This is a genomic window from Paenibacillus antibioticophila (assembly GCF_000455265.1).
Classification (GTDB): domain Bacteria; phylum Bacillota; class Bacilli; order Paenibacillales; family Paenibacillaceae; genus Fontibacillus; species Fontibacillus antibioticophila.
In genome coordinates this window covers 1,560,729-1,582,890 of record NZ_HG005139.1, presented here as the reverse complement: position 1 = coordinate 1,582,890, position 22,162 = coordinate 1,560,729, and the positions used below count along the sequence as shown (strand labels likewise).

19 protein-coding genes and 1 pseudogene are annotated in these 22,162 nt (G+C 50.7%); all 20 read right to left on the bottom strand.

Annotation, left to right across the window (positions count from 1 at the left end):
• Positions 1-137 precede the first annotated feature (137 nt).
• A complete protein-coding gene (locus tag TX85_RS07170; RefSeq protein WP_044478412.1) occupies positions 138-1,817 on the bottom strand; it encodes a ribonuclease J in 1,680 nt (559 codons plus the stop codon).
• A 252-nt stretch (positions 1,818-2,069) separates the two neighbouring features.
• Complete coding sequence (dapA, locus tag TX85_RS07165) at positions 2,070-2,933, bottom strand: 4-hydroxy-tetrahydrodipicolinate synthase (protein ID WP_044478411.1); 864 nt, start codon at positions 2,931-2,933, stop codon at positions 2,070-2,072.
• 57 nt (positions 2,934-2,990) lie between these two features.
• Positions 2,991-4,211, bottom strand: a complete 1,221-nt coding sequence (gene dapG, locus TX85_RS07160) for an aspartate kinase (RefSeq protein WP_044478410.1) — start codon at positions 4,209-4,211, stop codon at positions 2,991-2,993.
• Between the two features lie 122 nt (positions 4,212-4,333).
• Positions 4,334-4,933 (bottom strand): dipicolinate synthase subunit B, encoded by a 600-nt coding sequence (locus TX85_RS07155; protein ID WP_044478409.1) that lies wholly within the window; start codon positions 4,931-4,933, stop codon positions 4,334-4,336.
• Entirely contained in the window at positions 4,933-5,829 is an 897-nt protein-coding gene (gene dpsA, locus TX85_RS07150) for a dipicolinate synthase subunit DpsA (RefSeq protein WP_044478408.1), read from the bottom strand. Before dpsA ends, TX85_RS07155 begins: the two co-directional genes overlap by 1 nt.
• 289 nt (positions 5,830-6,118) lie before the next feature.
• Complete coding sequence (gene dut / locus TX85_RS07145; RefSeq protein WP_044478407.1) at positions 6,119-6,574, bottom strand: dUTP diphosphatase; 456 nt, start codon at positions 6,572-6,574, stop codon at positions 6,119-6,121.
• On the bottom strand, positions 6,558-7,811 hold the full coding sequence (locus tag TX85_RS07140; RefSeq protein WP_044478406.1) for a M16 family metallopeptidase: 1,254 nt from the start codon (positions 7,809-7,811) through the stop codon (positions 6,558-6,560). The genes dut and TX85_RS07140 overlap by 17 nt, the downstream gene beginning before the upstream one ends.
• Before the next feature lie 119 nt (positions 7,812-7,930).
• Positions 7,931-8,920, bottom strand: a complete 990-nt coding sequence (locus TX85_RS07135; protein WP_044478405.1) for a polysaccharide deacetylase family protein — start codon at positions 8,918-8,920, stop codon at positions 7,931-7,933.
• 150 nt (positions 8,921-9,070) lie between these two features.
• Positions 9,071-11,176, bottom strand: a complete 2,106-nt coding sequence (gene pnp, locus TX85_RS07130) for a polyribonucleotide nucleotidyltransferase (RefSeq protein WP_044478404.1) — start codon at positions 11,174-11,176, stop codon at positions 9,071-9,073.
• Between the two features lie 268 nt (positions 11,177-11,444).
• On the bottom strand, positions 11,445-11,714 hold the full coding sequence (rpsO, locus tag TX85_RS07125; protein ID WP_044478403.1) for a 30S ribosomal protein S15: 270 nt from the start codon (positions 11,712-11,714) through the stop codon (positions 11,445-11,447).
• 155 nt (positions 11,715-11,869) lie between these two features.
• The gene (locus TX85_RS07120; RefSeq protein ID WP_044478402.1) at positions 11,870-12,820 is read right to left on the bottom strand and encodes a bifunctional riboflavin kinase/FAD synthetase; all 951 of its coding nucleotides are present in this window, start codon (positions 12,818-12,820) and stop codon (positions 11,870-11,872) included.
• Between the two features lie 325 nt (positions 12,821-13,145).
• On the bottom strand, positions 13,146-14,066 hold the full coding sequence (truB, locus tag TX85_RS07115; protein ID WP_044478401.1) for a tRNA pseudouridine(55) synthase TruB: 921 nt from the start codon (positions 14,064-14,066) through the stop codon (positions 13,146-13,148).
• Positions 14,063-15,040 (bottom strand): DHH family phosphoesterase, encoded by a 978-nt coding sequence (locus TX85_RS07110; RefSeq protein WP_044478400.1) that lies wholly within the window; start codon positions 15,038-15,040, stop codon positions 14,063-14,065. Before TX85_RS07110 ends, truB begins: the two co-directional genes overlap by 4 nt.
• An 18-nt stretch (positions 15,041-15,058) precedes the next feature.
• Complete coding sequence (rbfA, locus tag TX85_RS07105; protein ID WP_044478399.1) at positions 15,059-15,412, bottom strand: 30S ribosome-binding factor RbfA; 354 nt, start codon at positions 15,410-15,412, stop codon at positions 15,059-15,061.
• A 15-nt stretch (positions 15,413-15,427) separates the two neighbouring features.
• Positions 15,428-18,082 (bottom strand): annotated as a pseudogene (infB, locus tag TX85_RS07100) (translation initiation factor IF-2).
• A complete protein-coding gene (locus TX85_RS07095) occupies positions 18,075-18,398 on the bottom strand; it encodes a L7Ae/L30e/S12e/Gadd45 family ribosomal protein (RefSeq protein WP_044478398.1) in 324 nt (107 codons plus the stop codon). The pseudogene infB and the gene TX85_RS07095 overlap by 8 nt, the downstream one beginning before the upstream one ends.
• Entirely contained in the window at positions 18,391-18,708 is a 318-nt protein-coding gene (gene rnpM / locus TX85_RS07090; RefSeq protein WP_044478397.1) for an RNase P modulator RnpM, read from the bottom strand. The genes TX85_RS07095 and rnpM overlap by 8 nt, the downstream gene beginning before the upstream one ends.
• A 54-nt stretch (positions 18,709-18,762) precedes the next feature.
• Positions 18,763-19,860: a transcription termination factor NusA gene (gene nusA, locus TX85_RS07085; protein WP_044478396.1), complete on the bottom strand. Its 1,098-nt coding sequence runs from the start codon at positions 19,858-19,860 to the stop codon at positions 18,763-18,765.
• 94 nt (positions 19,861-19,954) lie between these two features.
• Positions 19,955-20,416, bottom strand: coding sequence for a ribosome maturation factor RimP (rimP, locus tag TX85_RS07080; RefSeq protein WP_044478395.1), 462 nt, complete (start codon positions 20,414-20,416; stop codon positions 19,955-19,957).
• Positions 20,417-20,568: 152 nt separating this feature from the next.
• Positions 20,569-22,162: PolC-type DNA polymerase III (locus TX85_RS27395; RefSeq protein WP_044478394.1), on the bottom strand; the 1,594-nt coding region annotated here is incomplete at its 5' end.

The following is a 22,162-nucleotide window of genomic DNA, read 5'->3' as shown; positions in this document are numbered from 1 at the left end:
GCCTGCCTCTATTCCAAAAGGTCCGGCAATCACCACGTAAAAAAGCCCCCTCTCCCAGAGGAAACCGTCCAAATAACCGGCTGGGAGAAGAGGCGACTGTGTGCCTTAGCTCTTATAACTCTTATATATAAATGGTTCTATACTTCCATGATGATCGGAAGAATCATCGGTCTGCGGCGTGTCTGGTCATACAGGAAGCGTCCAAGCGCATCCTTCACGCTCGTCTTGAGCGAGGCCCATTCATTCACATTTTCGTTCATCAGCTTCTCAAGCGTGCTGGATACGATCCGGTTCGCCTCATCAAGCAGGCCTTCCGACTCCCGTACATAGACAAATCCGCGAGAAATGATATCCGGACCGGACACAATCGTCCCATCCTGCTTGCTCAGCGTAACGACTACCACAAGGATTCCATCCTGGGACAGAAGCTTACGGTCGCGAAGGACAATATTGCCGACATCGCCGACACCAAGTCCGTCGATCAGGACATTACCCGCCGGAACTTTACCGGCCTTGCGGGCTTCCCCGCCTTCAATCTCAACCACATCGCCGATATCGACCAGGAAAATATTGTCGGGGTCTACGCCGACCGATTCGCCAAGCAGAGCATGTCTGCGCAGCATCCGGTATTCCCCGTGAATAGGGATGAAGAATTTCGGCCGCATCAGATTCAGCATCAGCTTCAATTCTTCCTGGCTTCCGTGTCCGGACACATGGACACCGGAGTTGGAACCGCTATAGATTACATCCGCACCAAGCCGGAACAATTCGTCAATGGTACGACCGATATACTTCTCATTGCCCGGTACAGGCGTTGCAGCAATAATGACGGTATCGCCAGGCAGAATATCCACCTTGCGATGAGTCGAACGCGCCATACGCGTCAATGCGGACATCGGCTCGCCCTGGCTTCCCGTGCACAGAATAACTACACGATCAGCGGCCATTTTATTAACCTCTTCCGGTTCGATCAGGATACCGTCCGGAACATTCAAATAACCAAGCTCGGAAGCGATGGTAACAACATTAACCATGCTGCGGCCAATAATCGTTACTTTACGCCCGGTCGCATATGCAGCTTCAATGACTTGTTGAACACGATGCACATTCGATGCAAAGGTCGCAACCACCACACGCTGATCTGCTTTACGGAAAATATCGTTCAGCACGATGCCTACATTTTTCTCGGAAGGCGTAAAGCCTGGCTTCTCGGCATTGGTGCTGTCCGATAAAAGAGCGAGAACACCCTTCTTGCCGATTTCACCCATACGGTGCAAATCCGCGAATTGATCATTGACTGGTGTATGATCAAATTTAAAGTCGCCGGTATGAACAACATTTCCTTCAGGCGTCTCAATGCATACTCCGACGGAATCCGGAATGCTATGGTTTGTCTTGAAGAAGGTGGCTTTCATCGTAGTCCCGAGTTGAACCTCGGAATCGGCATGAATCAGAACACGCTTCGTCTCGCCAAGCAGCCCCGCTTCCTTCAGCTTGTTCTCAACAAGCCCTAACGTCAGCTTGGTGCCGTAGACCGGCACATTCAGGTTCTTAAGCACATACGGCAGCCCGCCAATGTGGTCCTCATGACCATGCGTCAGCAAAATACCTCTTACCTTGTCGCGGTTCTCCGTCAAGTAAGTGATATCCGGAATGACAATGTCAATGCCCAGCATGTCCTCTTCCGGAAACTTGAGCCCGGCATCAATGACTACGATGTCATTGCCGTACTGCACCACATACATGTTCTTTCCGATCTCGGCAACGCCGCCCAGCGCAAAGATCATTAATTTATCATTATTCATTTTTTTGGACAAGTGAATCTAACCCTCCTATTATGTTGGACGAAAGTAATTGTAAATGGAAATGCACCCGTTCAGTGCAAAGCTAGTTAATTTTTTCAAATAAAAATACACCGCACCCAGTCACTTGAAACCATTATACATGATTAAATAATTAAAATACAAGTGAAGCGATTTCTTCATCCCGTATCCATACCTTTTGCAACGACAAATAAACCGATGCTTGAAAAGCAGCATCGGTTTATGGAAATGCGACCTATTATTGGGTTACTTGAGCAAACCTAGAATTTCCGCAGCCTCTTGCTCGGTCGGAGGAACCAGCGGAAGACGGACGCTGCCGACCAAATAACCTCGCTCATTGAGCGCGTACTTTACAGCGACGGGATTAGGACATTCGAACAGTCCTTTGAATAAAGGAAGCAGCTTATGGTGAAGCTTGGCAGCCTTTGCCGCCTCACCGCCAAGCAGCGAGGAGATCATCTCCTTCATCTCGGCGCCGACAAGATGGCTGGCAACACTGACCACGCCGTAGGCGCCTACGGCGATGGCTGGCAGAGCCGAAGCATCATCCCCTGTGTAAATCACGAAGCCTTCAGGCGCACCGGCTGCTATGAAGCCGATTTGCTCCACCGATGCGCATTCCTTAATCGCAACAATATTCGAAATCTGCGCCAGACGAAGAACCGTATCCTTGCTGATGCTTACCGCTGTTCGCAGCGGGACATTGTACAGCATAACCGGCAAAGTCGTTGAAGAAGCAATTGCCGCAAAATGCTGATAAAGCCCTTCCTGATTCGGTCTGTTGTAGTAGGGCGCAACCAACAGCACACCATCTACTCCCAGCTTCTCCGCCTCCCGGGTCAGATGAATCGAATGAGCCGTTCCATTACTGCCTGTACCGGCAATAATCTTGCACCGGCCAGCAGCGCGTTTGACCGAATAATCGAATAAAGAACATTTCTCTTCATCGGTTAATGTTGGAGACTCTCCTGTCGTACCGCATACGACCAGGCTGTCAGACTTCTGCTCCTCGATCAAATAATCGATGAGTCTCCCTGTCTCTTCCCAGTCGATCTCCCCCTGGGCATTAAAGGGCGTGACCATCGCTGTTATTAATCTTCCGAAATCCACGTCGTCTCCTCCTTAGAATCCATTTGATATATATTAGAGCAGTCGTCAAGCCTCCCGTTACTTGCCAAGCTCGAACTTAGCATGCAGGGCGCGTAACGCCTGTACCATATCTTCTTTATTGACGAGCACCCAGATCGTTGTATTGGAATCCGCAGATTGCAAAATTTGAATATTCTGCTCTGCAAGCGCCTCTACGATTCGAGCCATAATACCGGGCACTCCGTTAATTCCGCCGCCGATGACCGACACCTTGGCACAGCCATTCAGCAGTGAAGGCTCGAACCCCAGCGATTTCAATACAGCCTCGGCCTTTGAAGCATTGCTGTCAAATACCGTATAGGCAACCCCGGTCGGGGTCACATTAATAAAGTCCACACTAATATCATTTTCTGCCATGGCTTTAAATACTTTGAGCTGCAAGTTGTCGGCAGCACCCGATACAGAATCCACTCGGATCTGAGTCACATTTGCTACGTAGGCAATCCCGGTCACATAGCGGTCAACAATACCTAACTGCACATCCTTGAAGCCTTCCGGATTTGCGACCAGCGTTCCTTCACTTTGCGAGAAAGTGGAGCGTACTCGTACCGGCGTACCGGATTGCATAGCGATTTCAACCGCCCGCGGATGAATCACCTTGGCTCCCTGATGAGCCATATTGCAAATTTCAGCATAACTGACGTAATCCAGCGGCTTCGCATCTTCAACAATTCGCGGATCCGCCGTCAGAATGCCGTCCACATCCGTATAAATGTCTACCATCTCCGCATGCAAAGCTGCGCCAAGCGCCGTAGCCGATGTATCGCTGCCGCCGCGTCCGAGCGTCGTGAAATCGCCGCTCTGGTTCTGTCCTTGAAATCCGGTTACAATAACCACCTGATTATTGTTCAGTTCATCCACCACCCGGCTAGGCACCATATCCAGAATTCTCGCATTGCCGTAATGGCTGTCCGTTCTGAATCCGGCCTGGGCTCCTGTCAATACTACAGAGGAAATCTCTGCTCCCTGCAGCAGACTGCAAAGCATTGTAGCCGAGATAATTTCTCCGCAAGCAAGGAGCAGATCCTGTTCCCGCGATGGCAGCGAGCCTCCTCCTGAAGCAATCAGATCAAGCAAGGTATCCGTAGCGTACGGATCCCCCTTCCGGCCCATGGCCGAGACCACAACAACAAGCCGGTAACCATGATCCAGTTCCCGGCGAATATGTGAGATGACATTCTCTCTGGCTTCCTTGGTCGAGAGCGATGTGCCTCCGAATTTTTGCACTAAAATGCGCATGGGTATTCCTCCAATGTAAGTAGCGGAGCAAGCGCTAAGAACGACAATTACTCTGCTTCGTTTGCCGCAGAAAGGCCGGCGGCATAATCAATGTGCCGCTTTAGTCCTGCACTCATTTCAAATTACACTTCATCGCGAAAACGTTCAATAATGACAGGCTGCAGTTGTCTTCCTTCAAGCGCCGCATAACAGGTTTCAGGAATAAGTCCCATACGTGCAACCAAAGAATTCGGCTTCTTCTCCGGGCTGTCTTGACCAAAAGGCACAAAATAAATATGCTTGGCAACAATCAGCCTGGCGATATTCGCCATATTAAAGCCCAGTCCATCATTCGTGGAGACGGCGATTACAACAGGACGGCCATTGCGCAGCGTTGCTTTGGCAGCCATCAGCACCGGGCTGTCGGTCACCGCATTCGCCAGCTTGCTGGTCGTCGTCCCTGTGCAGGGGGCAATCGCAAGAACATCCAGACGCTTTGACGGGCCAAGCGGTTCAGCGTCGACAATTGAAGAAATAATATCATTCCCCGTAATATCTTTCAACTGTTTTTGCCAATCTTCTGATTTTCCAAACCGGGTGTCCGTACTCATGACCGTATTGGAAATAATCGGCACAACTTCAGCACCAGCGTCAACAAACCGCTTCACCTGCGGCATAATCTCCTCCAGCGTACAATGTGATCCCGTAACCGCATAACCAACCGTTTTCCCCTGCCAGTTCACTATTCATCCCCCCGTAGTTGACACTCTTCCAAAAGTGACTGAATAATCGTGTTCGCCATAATAATGCCAGCCGTTTTGGGAGCTACAATACCGGGTAGACCAGGGGCAAGAATCGCCTTGATTCCCCGCTTCTCTGCGAAGCGAAAATCCGTTCCTCCGGGAGCGGAGGCAAGGTCGATAATGACCGCCTCACGAGACAATCTGGAGATGATTTGTGCTGTGATAATCATAGTCGGTATCGTGTTAAAAATCAAGTCAATTCCGCTGTGATAAACGCTCAAATCCGTTGTCACAAAAGGCTTCCAGCCCATTTGAACCGCTCTCGCCCTATCCGCTTCCCTGCGCAGTCCCACCTGTACATTTGCTCCCAAACCTTGCAGTGTTTTCGCCAGTGTGAATCCCGTCCGGCCTATTCCCAGCACAATGCAATTCGATCCATGCAGCGTAATCTTCGTGTTCTGGATCGCCATCATAACCGCCCCTTCGGCGGTAGGAATTGAATTATAAATCGCTACCTCGTCACGCTCCAATAACTCGATCAGACGAAAGGAATATTCGGATGCCATACGCTTCAAATATCCTTTGTCCATCCCTGTAAATACCGGTGTTCCTTCTCGAATCTCCGCCAACGTCTCCTTTTTCAACTGGATGCTGGCGCTTGAGAAAGGAGCCGGAACCTCCCCTTGTTCATTACACCCGACAACAGGGAGCACGATGCAGTCCGCCGCTCTGAGCAACTCCGGAGTTAAGGATTCATTTGAAATACCAGTCAGCGGAGGCGCCAGGTTCTCGAATCCGACAACGCGCACTGTTGCATCCATTTCGATGCATTTGTGGATGACCTCCACCTGACGGGCGTCACCCCCTAAAAAAACAATGGTCAGACCGGTTAACATCAAAAGTCGGCACTCCTTCCAGGCAATACGTATAGAGCATCTTATGCCATGGAGGAGAAAGTGGTGAGGGGACGCAATGGAAAAAAGCTGGTGGTCCGGGGGCGTGCACGTTGTCCTAACGTTGGCAAGCAGAGGAAAGAGGTATCGGGTTTCAGCCGTTCCTTGAATTCGGGTTGCCGGAATATACTTTTCAGGAAGCAACCCGATTTCAAATACGCCCGTTCCCATGCTTATGGAGGCAGAAAAAACCGGACAGGGATGATCTCCCTGTCCGGTTGATAAAAATCTATTATTTAGTGCCTGTATGGCCGAAGCCGCCCGCGCCGCGAACCGTTTCCGACAGCTCGTCCACCTGTGTCAATTCAACTTCAGGGACGATCTGGAACACCATCTGAGCGATCCGCTCATTGCGTGAGATCGTAAACGGCTCCTGTCCCAGATTGACCAGCAGCACCTTAATCTCGCCGCGATAATCCGCGTCGATGGTTCCCGGCGTATTCAAGCAAGTAATGCCGTGCTTGAAGGCCAGCCCGCTGCGAGGTCTGATTTGCGCTTCAAGTCCTCCCGGCATAGCCAGCGCAATGCCTGTTGGAACCAAAGCGCGCTGTCCCGGATGAAGAATCAAATCCTCCGTCACAGCAGCGTACAGATCAAAGCCGGAGGCCAGCTCCGACATTTTGCGCGGGATCTCAATATCTTCATTTCCGGCTAGTCTCTTCAATTGAACGTTATACGACAAGTTCATCTCTCCTTACGCCAGACAGAACACGGTCCGAAGCCCCTACCATGGCCAGCGCATACGGCTTGCTGAACATATCTTGGATCACTTCGTTTACCCGTTCCATCGTAACGGCTTCAATCTGTTCGATCATTTCATCGAGCGTATAATGACGGCCTGTCATCAGCTCGTTCTTGCCAAGCCGATTCATCCGGCTTCCTGTGCTCTCCAGACTTAGAATCAGGCTGCCCTTGAGCTGTTCCTTGCCTTTGCGCAGCTCCTTCTCACTCATCCCCTTGCGGGAAATCTCGTGCAGCACCTCCATCGTCAGGTCAAGCACATCCTTGGTCTGCTTCGGCGCCGTTCCCGCATACACCGTGAATAATCCACTGTCCGCATGAGAGCTGTGGTAGGAATATACCGAATACGCCAAGCCCCGCTTCTCCCGAATCTCCTGGAACAGCCTGGAGCTCATCCCGCCGCCCAGCGCATTGTTGAGCAGCACCATCGCGTACTGGTTCCGGTGACCGATCGGCAAGCCAGGGAAAGAAAGGCATAGATGATTCTGCTCCGTCTTTTTACGGTGGAACTTTAACCCGCTCATAAATTCAGGAGCTTCCAGGCTAACATTCCCTCCACGGCCTTCGAAATCGCCAAAATGCTTCTCCAACAGCTCTACGATCGAATCGTTAATATTTCCGGCGACAGCGATAACGATATTATCCAATGTGTACCTTTCGCCCATATAGCTGCGCAACTGCTGCGGTCCCATAGCAAGCAGCTTCTCTTCCGTGCCGAGAATCGGCAAAGCAAGCGGATGAGTTCCGTATGCTGCCTGAGTGATCAGATCATGCACCATATCATCCGGCGTATCCTCGTACATCGAGATCTCTTCCAGAATAACATTCTTCTCACGATCCATTTCTTCCTCATCGAACTTGGAACGAAAGAACATATCCGACAGAACATCGACTGCTATCGGCAAATGTTCATCCAGCACCTTAGCATAGAAGCATGTGTACTCTTTAGACGTAAACGCATTGACATTACCGCCGATCGCATCAAATTCCTCAGCTATATCTCTGGCGCTGAATCGCTCGGTCCCCTTGAACAGCATATGCTCAATAAAATGCGATATCCCGCCCTGCTCTGACGTTTCGTTCCGCGAACCGGTCTTCACCCAAATGCCGAAAGAAACGGATCGGCAGGTCGGAATCTGCTCCATGACCACCCGAAGGCCGTTCTTTAATTGCAACTTCTTCACCGGTAGGCCTCCTCATTTTCAACTCTTCGTAATTCCATCATTGGATTTAATCAAATGAACAAATGCATCCCTATCCTATCAAAAATTAACCTTTTCCTCAACCTTTGCGAAAGACATGCTCAGGAAGACTTATCACTCAGATCAAGCCTATCCGAAGACAGGGTCTCCTCCACGGTCCCAGGCTGCAGCCCTTTGCTGCGAATGGTCTTGATGATACCCTGCAAGGCATCGCGTGTGGAGGCCGTCGGGTGCATCAGAATCAAGCTGCCTGGGCCAACCTTGGCCTCAACTCTGCTGATAATCGTATCGGCCGGCGGCTTTCTCCAATCGATCGTATCCACCGTCCACAGCACTGTCTTGAGTCCTTGTTCTGCTGCCAGCTTCACCGTTCGATCATTGAAATCGCCTGAAGGCGGCGCAAACCATCGATTTTGAACGCCCAGCGTCTCCTTCAGCAAATCCTTAGTCTTGGAGATTTCCAGTCTGGCCTGCTGATCTCCAAGCTGGCTCATATTCGGATGGGAATAGGCATGGTTCTCCAACTGATGACCACGCTTCTGAATCTCTTTTGCAAGCTCCGTATTTTTCTTCAGCCAACTGCCATCAAAGAAGAAAGTCGCCTTTACTCCTTCTGCCTCCAGCACGTCCAGCATCGGAGTAATGTACTCGTTCCCCCATGCAACATTAATCATTAATGCTGCCATCGGCTTCGAGCTGTTTCCCCTGTAAATCGGCTGTGCGCCCAGATCATCCAGGCTGACCTTTGGCTCAATATCCTTATATATGTAGGTAATCGGAGTACCCGGAGGCTGCACCCTTGCCTGCTGGTAGGTACGCTCGATATCCACCTCGCGTCCGTTATAACCCGGGATCGCCTTCCAGACCCGATCAACGACTGCGTCAATCGGTTCGATCCGGCGCTTGGCGGCCTCCTCCGTGATCCGGATCCGTAATTGCTCCTCGCCCTGTGTCTCGGCAAAGCGGCTGAAGGCATCTCTCCCCGGCCCCAGACGGTCTCCAGTCACATAGCTGCGAACCCCGGTTAAATGCCCCACCAGCAAAATAATACCAATGCTTGCCAAGATAATGCCGAACTTTTTCCGATCCATGACAGACTCATCCCTTCAGCGGGTTTTGTCCTCATCATATGAAAGCCCGTCCTGAATTATACAAAAGCTTCCTTATTTCCCTGTAAAAAAAATAAAAGAGCCAGAACTTTTCATTCTGTCTCTTTCGGTATGAACTGTTAATCGGTCAAATTACGATGGGGATTGTTCCGTTTCCGCTGTCAATACCGCCTTGCGGGACAGATTCACACGGCCCTGCTGGTCAATTTCTGTGACTTTAACCGTCACGGTATCTCCAATGGCGACTACATCTTCCACTTTGCCTACCCGTTCCGTTGACAGCTGGGAAATATGCACCAAGCCATCCTTACCCGGCAAAATTTCCACAAATGCGCCAAACTTCTCGATCCGTTTTACCGTACCGATATAGATCTCGCCAACAACCACCTCGCGAACGATGCCTTCGATAATCGAACGGGCTTTTTGGTTCATTTCTTCGTTAGCAGAAGCAATGAATACGCGGCCGTCTTGTTCGATGTCGATCTTTACGCCGGTTTCTTCGATGATTTTGTTGATGATTTTGCCCCCGGCGCCGATGACGTCGCGGATTTTGTCCGGATTGATGTTCATGATCATAATCTTAGGCGCATACTGGGACAGCTGCTCCTTCGGCTTCTGAATCACTTCAAGCATCTTGGACAAAATGTGCATGCGTCCTTCCTTTGCTTGAGATAAAGCATCAGTCAAAATTTGACGGTCAATACCGTCAATTTTAATATCCATCTGGATCGCGGTTACGCCTTCAGAGGTACCTGCCACCTTGAAGTCCATATCGCCCAGATGATCTTCCATCCCTTGAATGTCGGTAAGGATTGAGACATGCTCGCCATCCTTAATCAGACCCATAGCCACACCAGCAACCGGAGCCTTGATCGGTACGCCTGCATCCATCATGGCAAGCGTGCTCGCACAAATACTTGCCTGGGAGGTCGAACCGTTCGATTCCAATACCTCGGATACGAGGCGAATCGTGTATGGGAATTCAGCTTCCGAAGGAATGACCTTAGACAGCGCACGCTCACCAAGAGCGCCATGACCGATTTCGCGGCGGCCCGGAGCCCGCAGCGGCCGTGCTTCCCCTACGCTGAACGGAGGGAAATTATAGTGGTGCATGAAGCGCTTCGATTCTTCCGGGTCAATCCCGTCAAGAATCTGGACATCGCCAAGCGCGCCGAGCGTACAGATACTAAGCGCTTGAGTCTGACCACGCGTAAACAGACCGGAGCCATGAGTACGCGGCAGCAGGTTGATATCGCACTCAATCGGACGGATCTCGCTCAGCTTGCGTCCATCCGGACGAACCTTATCATGCGTGATCAGGCGGCGAACCTCTTCCTTCACGATATCATGCAATATTTCCTTCACATCGCCCATGAACTCCGGAGACTCTATGTACTTCTCCTCGAAATAGGCTACTGTCTCATCGTTGATAGCATCAATTGCATCCTGACGCGCATGCTTCTCAGCAATACGAACGGCTTCGACCAGACGCCCGGCAGCATAATCACGAACCTCACGGTTCACATTTTCGTCAACTGCATGAAGCTTGACCGCCATTTTTTCCTTGCCTGCAACCGCTACAAGTTCTTCAATGACACTTACAATGTTCTTGATTTCATCATGCCCGAACATGATCGCTTCCAGCATAACCTCTTCCGGAACCTCGTTCGCTTCGGCTTCTACCATCATAATGGCATCCTTTGTACCGGATACAACCACATAAATGTCGCTTTCTTCCTGCTGGCTCAGCGTAGGATTAATGACAAATTCGCCATTGATCCGCCCTACCGCCACACCGCCAATCGGACCATTAAACGGTACATCCGAAATGCTCAGCGCCGCCGAGGTACCGATCATAGCGGCAATCTCAGGCTCGCAATCCTGATCCACACTCATAACAAGATTAACGATCTGCACATCGTTCCGGAAGCCCTCCGGGAACAACGGACGAATCGGCCGGTCTGTCAAACGGCTGGCGAGAATCGCTTTTTCACTGGGACGTCCCTCACGTTTTATAAATCCGCCGGGAATTTTCCCTACTGCATAGAGCTTTTCTTCATAGTTCACAGTCAGCGGAAAGAAATCCAAATCTTTCGGTTCGGAAGATGCGGTTACCGTACAGAGCACCGCCGTATCTCCGTAGCGAACCATTACCGCAGCATTGGCTTGCTTCGCCAAGCGTCCGGTTTCGAGAATGAGGGTTCTTCCCCCCAATTGCATTTTCACATGGTTTTCCATGAAATCCCTCCTTATCACAAGTACAAGTTCGGTACAACTTCCATTATTTCCTGCCTGCATGGATTCATAACCTGCGGAAACAATGGGCTTGTCCGTGCATTCACAAAAAAAACGTCTGGCGACGTACGATCAAGGAGGCCCTGCCGCGCTTACAGGCAATTTTATAGCTTATACCTATTTGTCTTCTTTCAAAAACAACCCGGTATGTCGCCGTCCGCATAGGAGCGAATCGGCGGCAACCAGGCTGCTTCGGTCAAACACATGCAAATTAACGACGCAATCCGAGCTTTTCAATCAAAGCGGAGTAACGTCTAACGTCTTTGTTCTTCAAGTAAGCCAACAGCTTGCGGCGTTGACCAACCATCTTCAGAAGACCGCGACGGGAATGATGGTCCTTCTTGTGCGTACGCAAGTGGTCCGTCAAATTCACGATGTTCTCCGTAAGGATAGCAATTTGCACCTCTGGTGATCCGGTATCGGATTCATGAGTTTTGTGCTCTTCGATCAGTTGTTGTTTACGTTCTTGAGTTAATGCCATCCTGTTCACCTCCTCTTATTCAAATCGCCGTTAGCCTAGTAGCCGGACGGTGAGACCGGTAACCAAGCCAAGGTTGCGTTGCAAGCACACGGAATACTCCGCTTATGCAACGTATATCAGTATATCACAGATGTCTATATAAAGTAAATGTCAGTTCAAAAGTCCGAAGCGGTCAATATTTGCTTGGCTGTCGCGGCATCCTTGGTGATCTGGCCAATCAGTTCATCCATACCGGAGAACTTCCGTTCCTCCCGGATATACTGAATCAGCTCGATCCGCAGCTCTTCTCCATACAGTTGTCCTTCAAAGTCAAGCAGATGAACCTCCAGCGAAGGGCGAACCCCGTTATCATGGAAGGTTGGCTTAACACCGACATTCATGACTCCCGGCCACTTTTTGCCCCGATACTCCGCAAGAACTGCGTATACGCCTCTGGCCGGGAGAACATAATGCTCGTCCGGCTGCACATTCGCCGTGGGAAATCCAAGCAGACGGCCGCGCTTCTCTCCATGCATTACTGTTCCCTTAACCGCATAGGCACGGCCAAGCCACAGCTTGGTCAGCTCCATATTTCCATCCTGCAGCGCTCTCCGAATGCCCGAACTGCTGACCTTCTCTTCATGAATCAAGAAAGGCGGTACTGTATTCACTTGAAGCTTGTTTTCGCTAAGCTCCTGAAGCAAACCCGCATGACCTTCCCCACGATACCCGAAGCGGAAATCAAAGCCGACTACGGCCGTATGTACATTTAGGGGTACAAGCATACCGCACACAAAATTTTGCGGGCTGACTCTGGAGAAGGCATCATTGAACTCCACGACATATAAGTAATCAACGCCCATTCCCTGAAGAACCCGCTCTTTCTCTTGAGGAGGAGTCAGGTAGCCCTCGTAATCCCCTTTTTTCATAACCTCTTTCGGATGGGGGTGAAAGGACATAACCGCTGCAGGCAAGCCCAATTCTCTGGCTAACTGAACCGCTGTCTTAATGACGCTCGCATGTCCCAGATGTAAACCATCAAATTGACCGATGGCCAGGATCTGCGGTCTGGCAGCCGCCGTTACAGCTGAATCTGTCAAAGGATAAGTTAGGGTTATCGTCTCCATTACATTTCTCACCTGCAATTCCAGTCTGATTTCTCGTTGCTATATAAGTTGAGCTAATGATCATGCGTTGCAGGGCAACGTATGTATATAGGTTGAACTAAAGATTATGCATGCTGGGGCAACGTGTGAAGTGTTCTTCCGATCGCTGTTGTTCGCGGATTTCTCTGACTGAACTAAGCCATCTTAAGGTAGAAATCCTCTCACAAAGGCGAACGCTCCCGCTTCTTCCAGAACATTTCACACTTATGCCCTTTCCACGCAGCCCTTTTAGTTCAACATACATAGTAACTGCGCAACAAAATGAATTCAACTTATATAATTGCTTTTATGGCAAAAACACCTTGACCGGGCTTACGGTGCCGGTCTCGTCATCACTTCTGTAGATCCCCAAGAATACTTGCTCAGGGCTATAAAGTCTAAATAGCGACCCTGGAGCTGCCGACGGTTCAACTGCGCTGCGCGACAAACGCTGCCCCTGAAGCGCTCCCTTAAGCCTGCTTTCATGAACGGTATGAGCGGGAAGATGACGAACGGCTTCGTCCACAGGCAGCAGCGCCTCTTGAAGGGTGCCATTTTGTACGCGGACAGCCACTTCTTCCAGTGTCAGACAATGGGATTCGGTAATCCCGGCCGACATCGTACGCTTCAATTGCTTCATCGCTGCCGGAACCCCCAAGGCGCGTCCAATATCTACACATAGCGTTCGAATATATGTCCCCTTTGAGCATAATGCACGGAACGTAAGCTCAGGGTGATCCTTCGAATTATCAAAATGCAGGAGCTCCAGCTCGTAAATCGTTACCTCTCTCGGAGCTCTTTCAACCGTGACTCCTTCTCTTGCCAGCTCGTAAAGCCGCTTTCCGTTCTGCTTCAGCGCCGAGTACATCGGCGGAATCTGAGATATGGTCCCCAGAAAACGGTTCAGCACTTCCTTGAGCTGTGTTTCTGTTACTTGAACCCGTTCCAGCTTTTCGGTAACCGTGCCGGTCAAGTCCTCGGTATCCGTTGCAACACCCAGAACGAGCGTGGCTTCATATTCCTTGGGAAGCTCCTGCAAATACTCTACCATTCTGGTGGCACGACCCAAGCAAAGCGGCAGTACACCGGTCACCGCCGGATCGAGGGTCCCCGTATGGCCTATGCGCTTCATCCGCAAAATGCCCCGGGTCTTAGCCACGACATCATGAGAGGTGAAGTCCGCCGGCTTATGAATCGGTAAAATGCCTTCATAGCTTGTCTTGTTCATAGCTCTGCCTTCACCTGCTCAATCACACGGCGAATGACATTGTCCAGCCTTCCTTCCAGCCGCGCTCCTGCGGCGCGAACATGTCCGCCGCCCCCAAAGTGCTGAGCCACTCGGGCAACATCGACCTTCCCGGCAGAACGCATGCTAACCTTGACCGCAGTCTCGTCAATGACTTTAAACAAGAGGCCGACTTCTACGCCCAGGATATTACGAGGGTAATTCACAATTCCCTCCATATCCTCATGAATCGCTCCTGTCGCGCTCAAATCTTCATCATCGACAGTCACCCAGCTGATCTTGCCATCCTCGCTCATTTGCAGACCGTTCAATGCCCGGGTCAACAGCTTGAGCTGAGGAAATGTCATCTGCTCCAGAAACAGTTCGCTGAGGCCTGGACCATCCACGCCATATTCCAGAAGCTTGGATGCGGTCTCCATGACTTTCGGCGAGGTATTGGAGTAGCGAAAGCCGCCGGTATCCGTCAACAACCCCGTATACAGAGCTGTTGCCGCGGCAAGGTTCAATTTAATCCCCATGAAGGTAATCAGATCAAAGAGAATTTCAGCGGTCGCAGCTGCCTTTTCTACAATGAGATTGAAGGTGCCGAATCCATTATTGGTAGGATGATGGTCAATATTCAAAATGCAGGCACGCTCTGAAAATAACAGGCTGGTCTTCCCGGTCCGCTTGAAGTCGGCGCAATCGACACAAATAATGTGATCGAAGGTTTCATCAAGCGGCTGCCGGGACAGATCAACGATGTCTTCTGAGTTCTCAAGGATGTCCATACGCTTAGGGATCGGTCCTTCATTAACCATAACGAATTTCTTGCCCAGACATGAGAGAAGCCAGCCCACCACAAGGGTAGAACTGACTGCATCTCCGTCCGGCTGTACATGCGACACGACGAGGAATTGATCATGCTCCTTCAGGAATTGCTGCGCCTGACGAAACTCCTGTTCATGAGTCTGCATTGCCGTCTCCTTTAAATTCTAATTTTCCTCTTCATGGGAGATTTCTCCCAGAAGCTTCTCGATTTTGCTTCCATAGGCGATCGATTCATCAATCTTGAAGAGCAGCTCGGGTGTATGACGAAGCCGAATCCGTTTGCCGAGCTCTGTCCGCAAAAACCCGTTTGCTTTATCCAGCCCCTTCAGCGAAGCTTGCTTGGCATCCTCATCACCGAAAACGCTCAAGTATACCTTTGCCTGGGACAAGTCGCTTGTTACTTCGACGCCTGTTATGGTGACAAAGCCAATTCGCGGATCCTTCAGCTCCGTTTGGATCAATACACTGAGTTCCTTCTTGATCTGCTCGCTTACGCGGCCGGTACGATTTTTTGCCATGAGAGTCACCCCATCTTATTTGCGTTCCACGGTTTCCATCACGAACGCTTCGACAATGTCGCCTTCTTTAAGGTCATTATAGTTATCCAGGGTAATCCCGCACTCATAACCTTGCGCAACTTCCTTCGCGTCATCCTTAAACCGCTTCAGCGAATCTATTTTGCCTTCATAAATAACGATGCCGTCACGGATCAGACGAGCTTCGGCATTCCGGGAAATCTTGCCTTGTGTAACCATACATCCGGCAATCGTGCCCACCTTGCTGATCTTGAAGGTATTACGCACTTCCGCATGACCGATTACGGCTTCTTTATATACCGGATCCAGCATTCCCTTCATGGCCTGCTCGATCTCCTCAATCGCATTGTAAATGATGCGGTGCAGACGGATATCGACTTTCTCCTGCTCAGCTGTCGTCTTCGTCTGGGTATCCGGACGAACGTTAAATCCGATAATAATCGCATTGGATGCCGCGGCGAGAATAACATCGGATTCGGTAATTGCACCGGCACCGCTGTGGATAATCTTGACGCGCACGCCCTCCACTTCAATTTTCTCCAAGGAACTCTTCAATGCTTCAACAGAGCCCTGTACGTCAGCCTTGATAATGACATTCAGATCCTTGATCTCGCCTTCCTTAATATGACGGAACAGATCATCCAGCGTTACGCGAGTGTTAGCTCCAAGATCGGACTGGCGCTGTGTAATCGCACGCTTCTCCGCAATGGAACGAGCTTTACGCTCATCCTCAAACACCATGAACGGATCTCCGGCTTGCGGAACCTCTGTTAAGCCGGTAATCTCAACAGGTGTCGATGGTCCTGCCTCCTTCAGACGGCGGCCCTTGTCATTGACCATCGCCCGAACCCGTCCGAACGAATTACCCGCTACGAATGCGTCACCGACCTTCAAGGTTCCGTGCTGGACCAGAATACGGGCCACAGGACCTCTGCTCTTGTCCAATTCGGCCTCAATCACAGCACCGCGTGCACGCTTATTCGGATTCGCTTTATACTCGTTCACTTCTGCTACCAGCAGAATCATTTCCAGAAGACCCTCAAGTCCCATTCTCTGCTTCGCCGAAACGTTGACGAAGATCGTGTCTCCGCCCCATTCTTACGGAACAAGACCATACTCTGTCAGCTCCTGCTTCACACGATCAGGGTTTGCTTCCGGCTTATCAATCTTGTTCACCGCAACGATGATAGGCAATTCGGCTGCTTTAGCGTGGTTAACAGCTTCTACCGTCTGCGGCATTACGCCGTCATCGGCAGCAACCACGATAATCGTAATGTCGGTCAGCTGTGCTCCGCGGGCACGCATAGCTGTAAAGGCTTCGTGGCCCGGCGTATCCAGGAAGGTGATCTTCTTGCTGTTGATCTCAACCTGATAAGCCCCGATATGCTGAGTGATACCTCCGGCTTCTCCGCCGGTAACATTGGTGGAACGGATGGCGTCAAGCAACGTGGTTTTCCCGTGGTCGACGTGACCCATAATCGTCACAACCGGAGGACGCTCACGCAGATCAGCTGCATCGTCCACTTCTTCAATCGTCTCAAAACGATCGTCCTCGACCGGTATCTTCACTTCAACCTCTACGCCGAAATCACCGGCCAGCAGGAGGATCGTGTCGATGTCCAGCTCCTGGTTAATCGTAGCCATAACACCGAGGGAAATCAGCTTCTTGATTACTTCACTCGCATCCTTGTGAAGCAATTTAGCCGTCTCACCAACAGTCATCGTGCCGCGAACAATAATCTTCTTCGGTGTATTGTCGATCTTCTCGCGAGGCGGCTGTTGATTGTATCCGCCTCTGCCGCGATTCCCTTTGCCGCCACGGTTATTCTTGTAGCCGCCTTGACGGTTATCGTCAAACGAACGATTCGATCTATTGTAATTGTTGTTGTTGGAGCCTTTACGGTTACCCTGCTGTCCAAAATTGGAGCCGGACTGGTTGCCAGCGCCGCCTTGCCCGCCTCTGGAGTTGTTATTATTGGAGAAGCCTCCGCCTTGGCCTGAATTGCCGCCGGCAGATGAATTACGATTCGGCTGCGCAGGACGATTGTTGCCTCCGCCAGAACGGTTAGAGGAATCATTACGCGATCCTTGCCCTTGACCTTGGGACTGGCCTTGGCCCTGAGTTCTTCCTTGCTGAGGCCCACGGTTAGGATTCGATGATTGATTTGGTCTCGGTCTGGAGCCTTGGGATTGCTGTTGTCCTCCGCTAGGACGATTGTTCGATCTTTCCTGTGTAGCCTGAGTGCTGCCTGTGGCAGACGAATGGGTGTTTTGAGTTGTTTTATTCATGCTTACCTGCTTTTCTTGTTGATTTTTGTGTTGCGATCTCTGCTGCCCTTCAGGGCCTCGAGTAGGTTCTGGACGAGTCTGATTCCGCTCTCCTGATGTTGCTCTAGGCGACTGGCCTCCTCCTGCGGAAGCCGGAGCCGGCGATTTAGCGGGAGCCTCGGTCCGTTTGGCAGCTGCATTGCTCTTAATATCCTTGAAAAATTGTTCTACACGAGTAACGGAGTCATTCTCCATAACGCTCATGTGATTATTAACCGGGATATTAAGACGCTTAAGAATCGTAATAATTTCCTTGCTGCTCATATTTAGGGATTTGGCGTATTCATACACCCTGAGCTTATCTTTGTTATCTTGTTTACTCAATATACTCCACCTCCGACGTATTCTCGATTTCTTTGGCAATCATATCGGCAAACCCTTGATCCGTCAGTGCGAGTACGACCCGCTCCGGCTTACCTACGCTGGATCCGAGCCGGTCACGGTCGAATCCAATGATCAATGGGATTTTGTAGGTTCTGCATTTGTCACGGAATTTCTTTACTGTATTCGGTGAAGCGTCAGCCGCTATAACGACAAGTCTTGCTTCCGATGAACGGATTCCTTTCAGAACAAGTTCATCTCCTGTCACCAGCTTTCCCGCTCTAACAGCAAGGCCGAGATGGGATAGCATTTTACTCATGATCGTCATCTCCTTCCCGGTCCCGGGTGAGAAGGTACTCTTCCTCCACGGCCAGGAAGTCTCTGGCAAGCTGCTCATAAACCTCGGGACCTACCGTTGAGTTCAAGGCCCGGTCGAGAGCGCGATTCTTGTGGGCAAGCTTGAAGCAAGCCACCTGTCCGCATAAATAGGCTCCCCGCCCCGACTTTTTGCCGGTGAGATCAATCGATACCTGGCCTTCCGGTGAACGCACTATGCGTATTAGGGATTTCTTCGGCTTCATTTGCTGGCATGCTACGCATTTGCGCAACGGCACTTTTCTAGGCTTCATTTCATAACCCCCGTCCATTCCCTTACGGGCTATCTCAATAAAGCGAATTATCGCTTAATCAATTGAAACAGAGTCTTGAGGCAATTCTTCTTGGTCGGTCTTCTCTCTGCCGAATTCCTCTTCTGCCTGTGTCTCGCTCTTGATATCAATCTTCCAGCCGGTCAGTTTGGCAGCTAGACGGGCATTCTGTCCTTTGATCCCGATGGCAAGAGAAAGTTGATAATCCGGAACGATGACGCGAGCCATTTTCTCAGCCTCAAACACTTGAACCTCCAGCACTTTGGAAGGGCTCAATGCATTAGCCACATATTCCTCAATGCTATCCGAATAGCGAACGATATCAATCTTCTCTCCACGCAATTCATTCACAACGGTCTGTACACGGGTTCCTTTTGGTCCAACGCAGGATCCGACCGGGTCGACTTCAGGATTGCGGGAATATACCGCAATTTTGGAGCGGAAGCCTGCTTCACGAGCTACGGAGCGAATTTCGACCACACCTTCGAAAATTTCAGGCACTTCCAGCTCGAACAGACGTTTAAGCAGCCCGGGATGTGTACGCGAGAGAAGAATCTGAGGTCCCTTTGTCGTGTTCTCCACTTTGGTAATATAGGCCTTGATCCGGTCTCCGTGCTTGAATTTTTCGTTCGGCATGAGCTCGTTCAGCGGAAGATGCGCTTCCACTTTGCCCAAATCGACAAAAATATTGCGCAGATCCTGACGCTGCACAATACCCGTTACAATGTCTTCTTCTTTTTCAACGAAGGCATTATAGATCAAGCCGCGCTCCGCTTCACGGATACGCTGGGTCACAACCTGCTTTGCCGTCTGGGCTGCAATACGCCCGAAGTCGCGAGGCGTCACCTCGATCTCAGCCACATCGTCAATCAGGAAGCTCGGGTTCAATTCCCGCGCTGCCGGCAGGGAAATCTCGGTACGGGGATCCAATACATCCTCGACAACCATCTTCCGTGCAAAAACTTTAATCGCGCCGGTATGGCGGTTCATGTCAACCCGCACATTCTGTGCCGCATTAAAATTCCGTTTGTAGCTGGAGATCAATGCGGCTTCAATGGCTTCAAACAGAATATCCTTACTGATTCCTTTTTCTCTTTCCAACTCATTCATGGCTTCGATAAAATCCATACTCATTTGCCTCGAGTTCCCCCTTTCATAGTGCCAACCCATTCATATAAACCGTGTTCTTCAGCTTAAAGAGCCTGCTCAGCAACGAGACTGAACAGCCCTAAAATATAATGGCCAACCGGGCGCTGGCGACTTTACCGTAAGGAACCGTATAGGTCTTCTTGCCGATCTCGATCACGAGCTCTTCCCCCGCAAAAGAGAGCAGCCGACCCTCGAACTCCTTCAAGCCATTGACCGGTTCATATGTAGTTACGAATACATCCTTGCCGACCGCCTTCGCAACGTCCTCCGCTTTCTTGAGCGGACGTTCCGCACCGGGCGAGGATACTTCCAGAAAATAAGCTGTAGGAATCGGATCGTTCGCATCAAGCTTCTCGCTCAAAAACTCACTGATCCGGCCGCAGTCATCGATATCGATGCCCCCGTCCTTATCGACGAAAACACGCAGAAACCAATTGCTGCCTTCCTTTACATATTCAATGTCTACCAGCTCAAAGCCGTTTTCCTCCAAATAAGGGTTGACCATATCCTCGACGGCCGCTTTGATCTTCGGTGTGCTCAAGCTTACATTACCTCCATATGGTTGTTTCCTGTATACCAAACAGTAAAGAGTGGGTTTCCCCACTCTTTTAGCAACGGTTCTATCTTCATGATTACCAAAAAAATTATAACATAGTCCGTTAAGACTGACAAGTAAATCCCCTTTACGTCCGTTTAAAACAGCGATAGTTGATTGCTCTCCGGCAAGCCGCGGAAGCAGCCCATCGAGCCGAGCAATTCAACAATAGTCTTACTCGCTTTTGACTTCTGCTGGAAGTCTTCGACGGACAGGAACTCGCCTTGCTCCTTCGCCGCTGCAATGTTGCGGGCCGCATTGACGCCAATTCCGCCCAAGGCCGAGAACGGCGGGATCAAGGCGTCGCCGTCAACGATAAATCTAGTGGCATCGGAACGATACAGATCGATGCTCTTGAACCGGAAGCCGCGCGCGGTCATCTCCAGTGCCATTTCCAGAATCGGAAGCATGTTCTTTTCCTTCGGAAGGGCCTGGAATCCCTTCTGCTCGATCTCGTCAATCTTGCGGTTGATCGCATCGTAGCCCTGACAGAGCAGCTCCAGATCGAAGTCCTCGCCCCGGACCGAGAAGTAAGTCGCATAATATTCAATCGGATAATAGAGCTTGAAGTAGGCGGTACGCACAGCTGAAATAACATAGGCCGCCGCGTGCGCCTTCGGAAACATATACTGGATCTTCAGACAAGAATCAATGTACCATTGCGGAACCTTGCACTTCTTCATTTCATCGATCCATTCCTGAGACAATCCCTTCCCTTTACGCACACTCTCCGTAATTTTAAAGGCAAGGCCTGCATCCATTCCCGCCTTATAGATCAGGAACAGCATAATATCGTCCCGGCAGCCGATAACGGTCTTGATGTTACAGGTTCCGTTCTTGATCAGTTCCTGGGCATTACCAAGCCATACGCCGGTTCCATGCGACAGTCCGGAGATTTGCAGCAAGTCCGCAAAGGAGGATGGTTGGGATTCAACCAGCATCTGTCTTACGAACTTGGTACCCATTTCGGGTATCCCGTAGGTTGCTACCGGAGTGCGGATTTGCCCCGGCGAGACCCCGAGCGATTCCGTAGAGTTGAACATCGACATGACCTTGGGATCATTCATCGGAATAGTCGTCGGATCAACACCGGTTAAATCCTGCAGCATCCGCATCATGGTCGGATCATCGTGTCCGAGAATATCAAGCTTGAGCAGGTTCGCATCAAAGGCGTGATAATCGAAATGCGTGGTCATCCATTCCGCTTCCGTATCATCGGCCGGGTACTGCACCGGCGTTATATCTTCTACTTCAATATAATCCGGCACGACCACAATCCCGCCCGGATGCTGGCCCGTGCTCCGCTTGACGCCCGTACAGCCAGCGGCCAGCCGGTTAAGCTCCGCGCCCCGCCAATGCTTGTGATGCTCTTCTTCGTATTTCTTGGTAAAACCGAATGCCGTTTTCTCTGCCACTGTACCGATGGTTCCCGCCCGGAACACATTCTTCTCACCGAACATGACCTTGGTAAAGTTATGGGCCTGGGGCTGATACTCACCGGAAAAGTTCAAGTCGATATCGGGAACCTTGTCTCCTTTAAAGCCAAGGAAGGTCTCGAACGGAATATCCTGTCCTTCTCCCTTCAGCTTCTGTCCGCACTTTGGACAGGGCTTATCCGGCAAGTCGAACCCGCTTGGCACGCTGCCATCCAGAAACCATTCGCTATGCTTACATTCCGGATTCGTACAGATG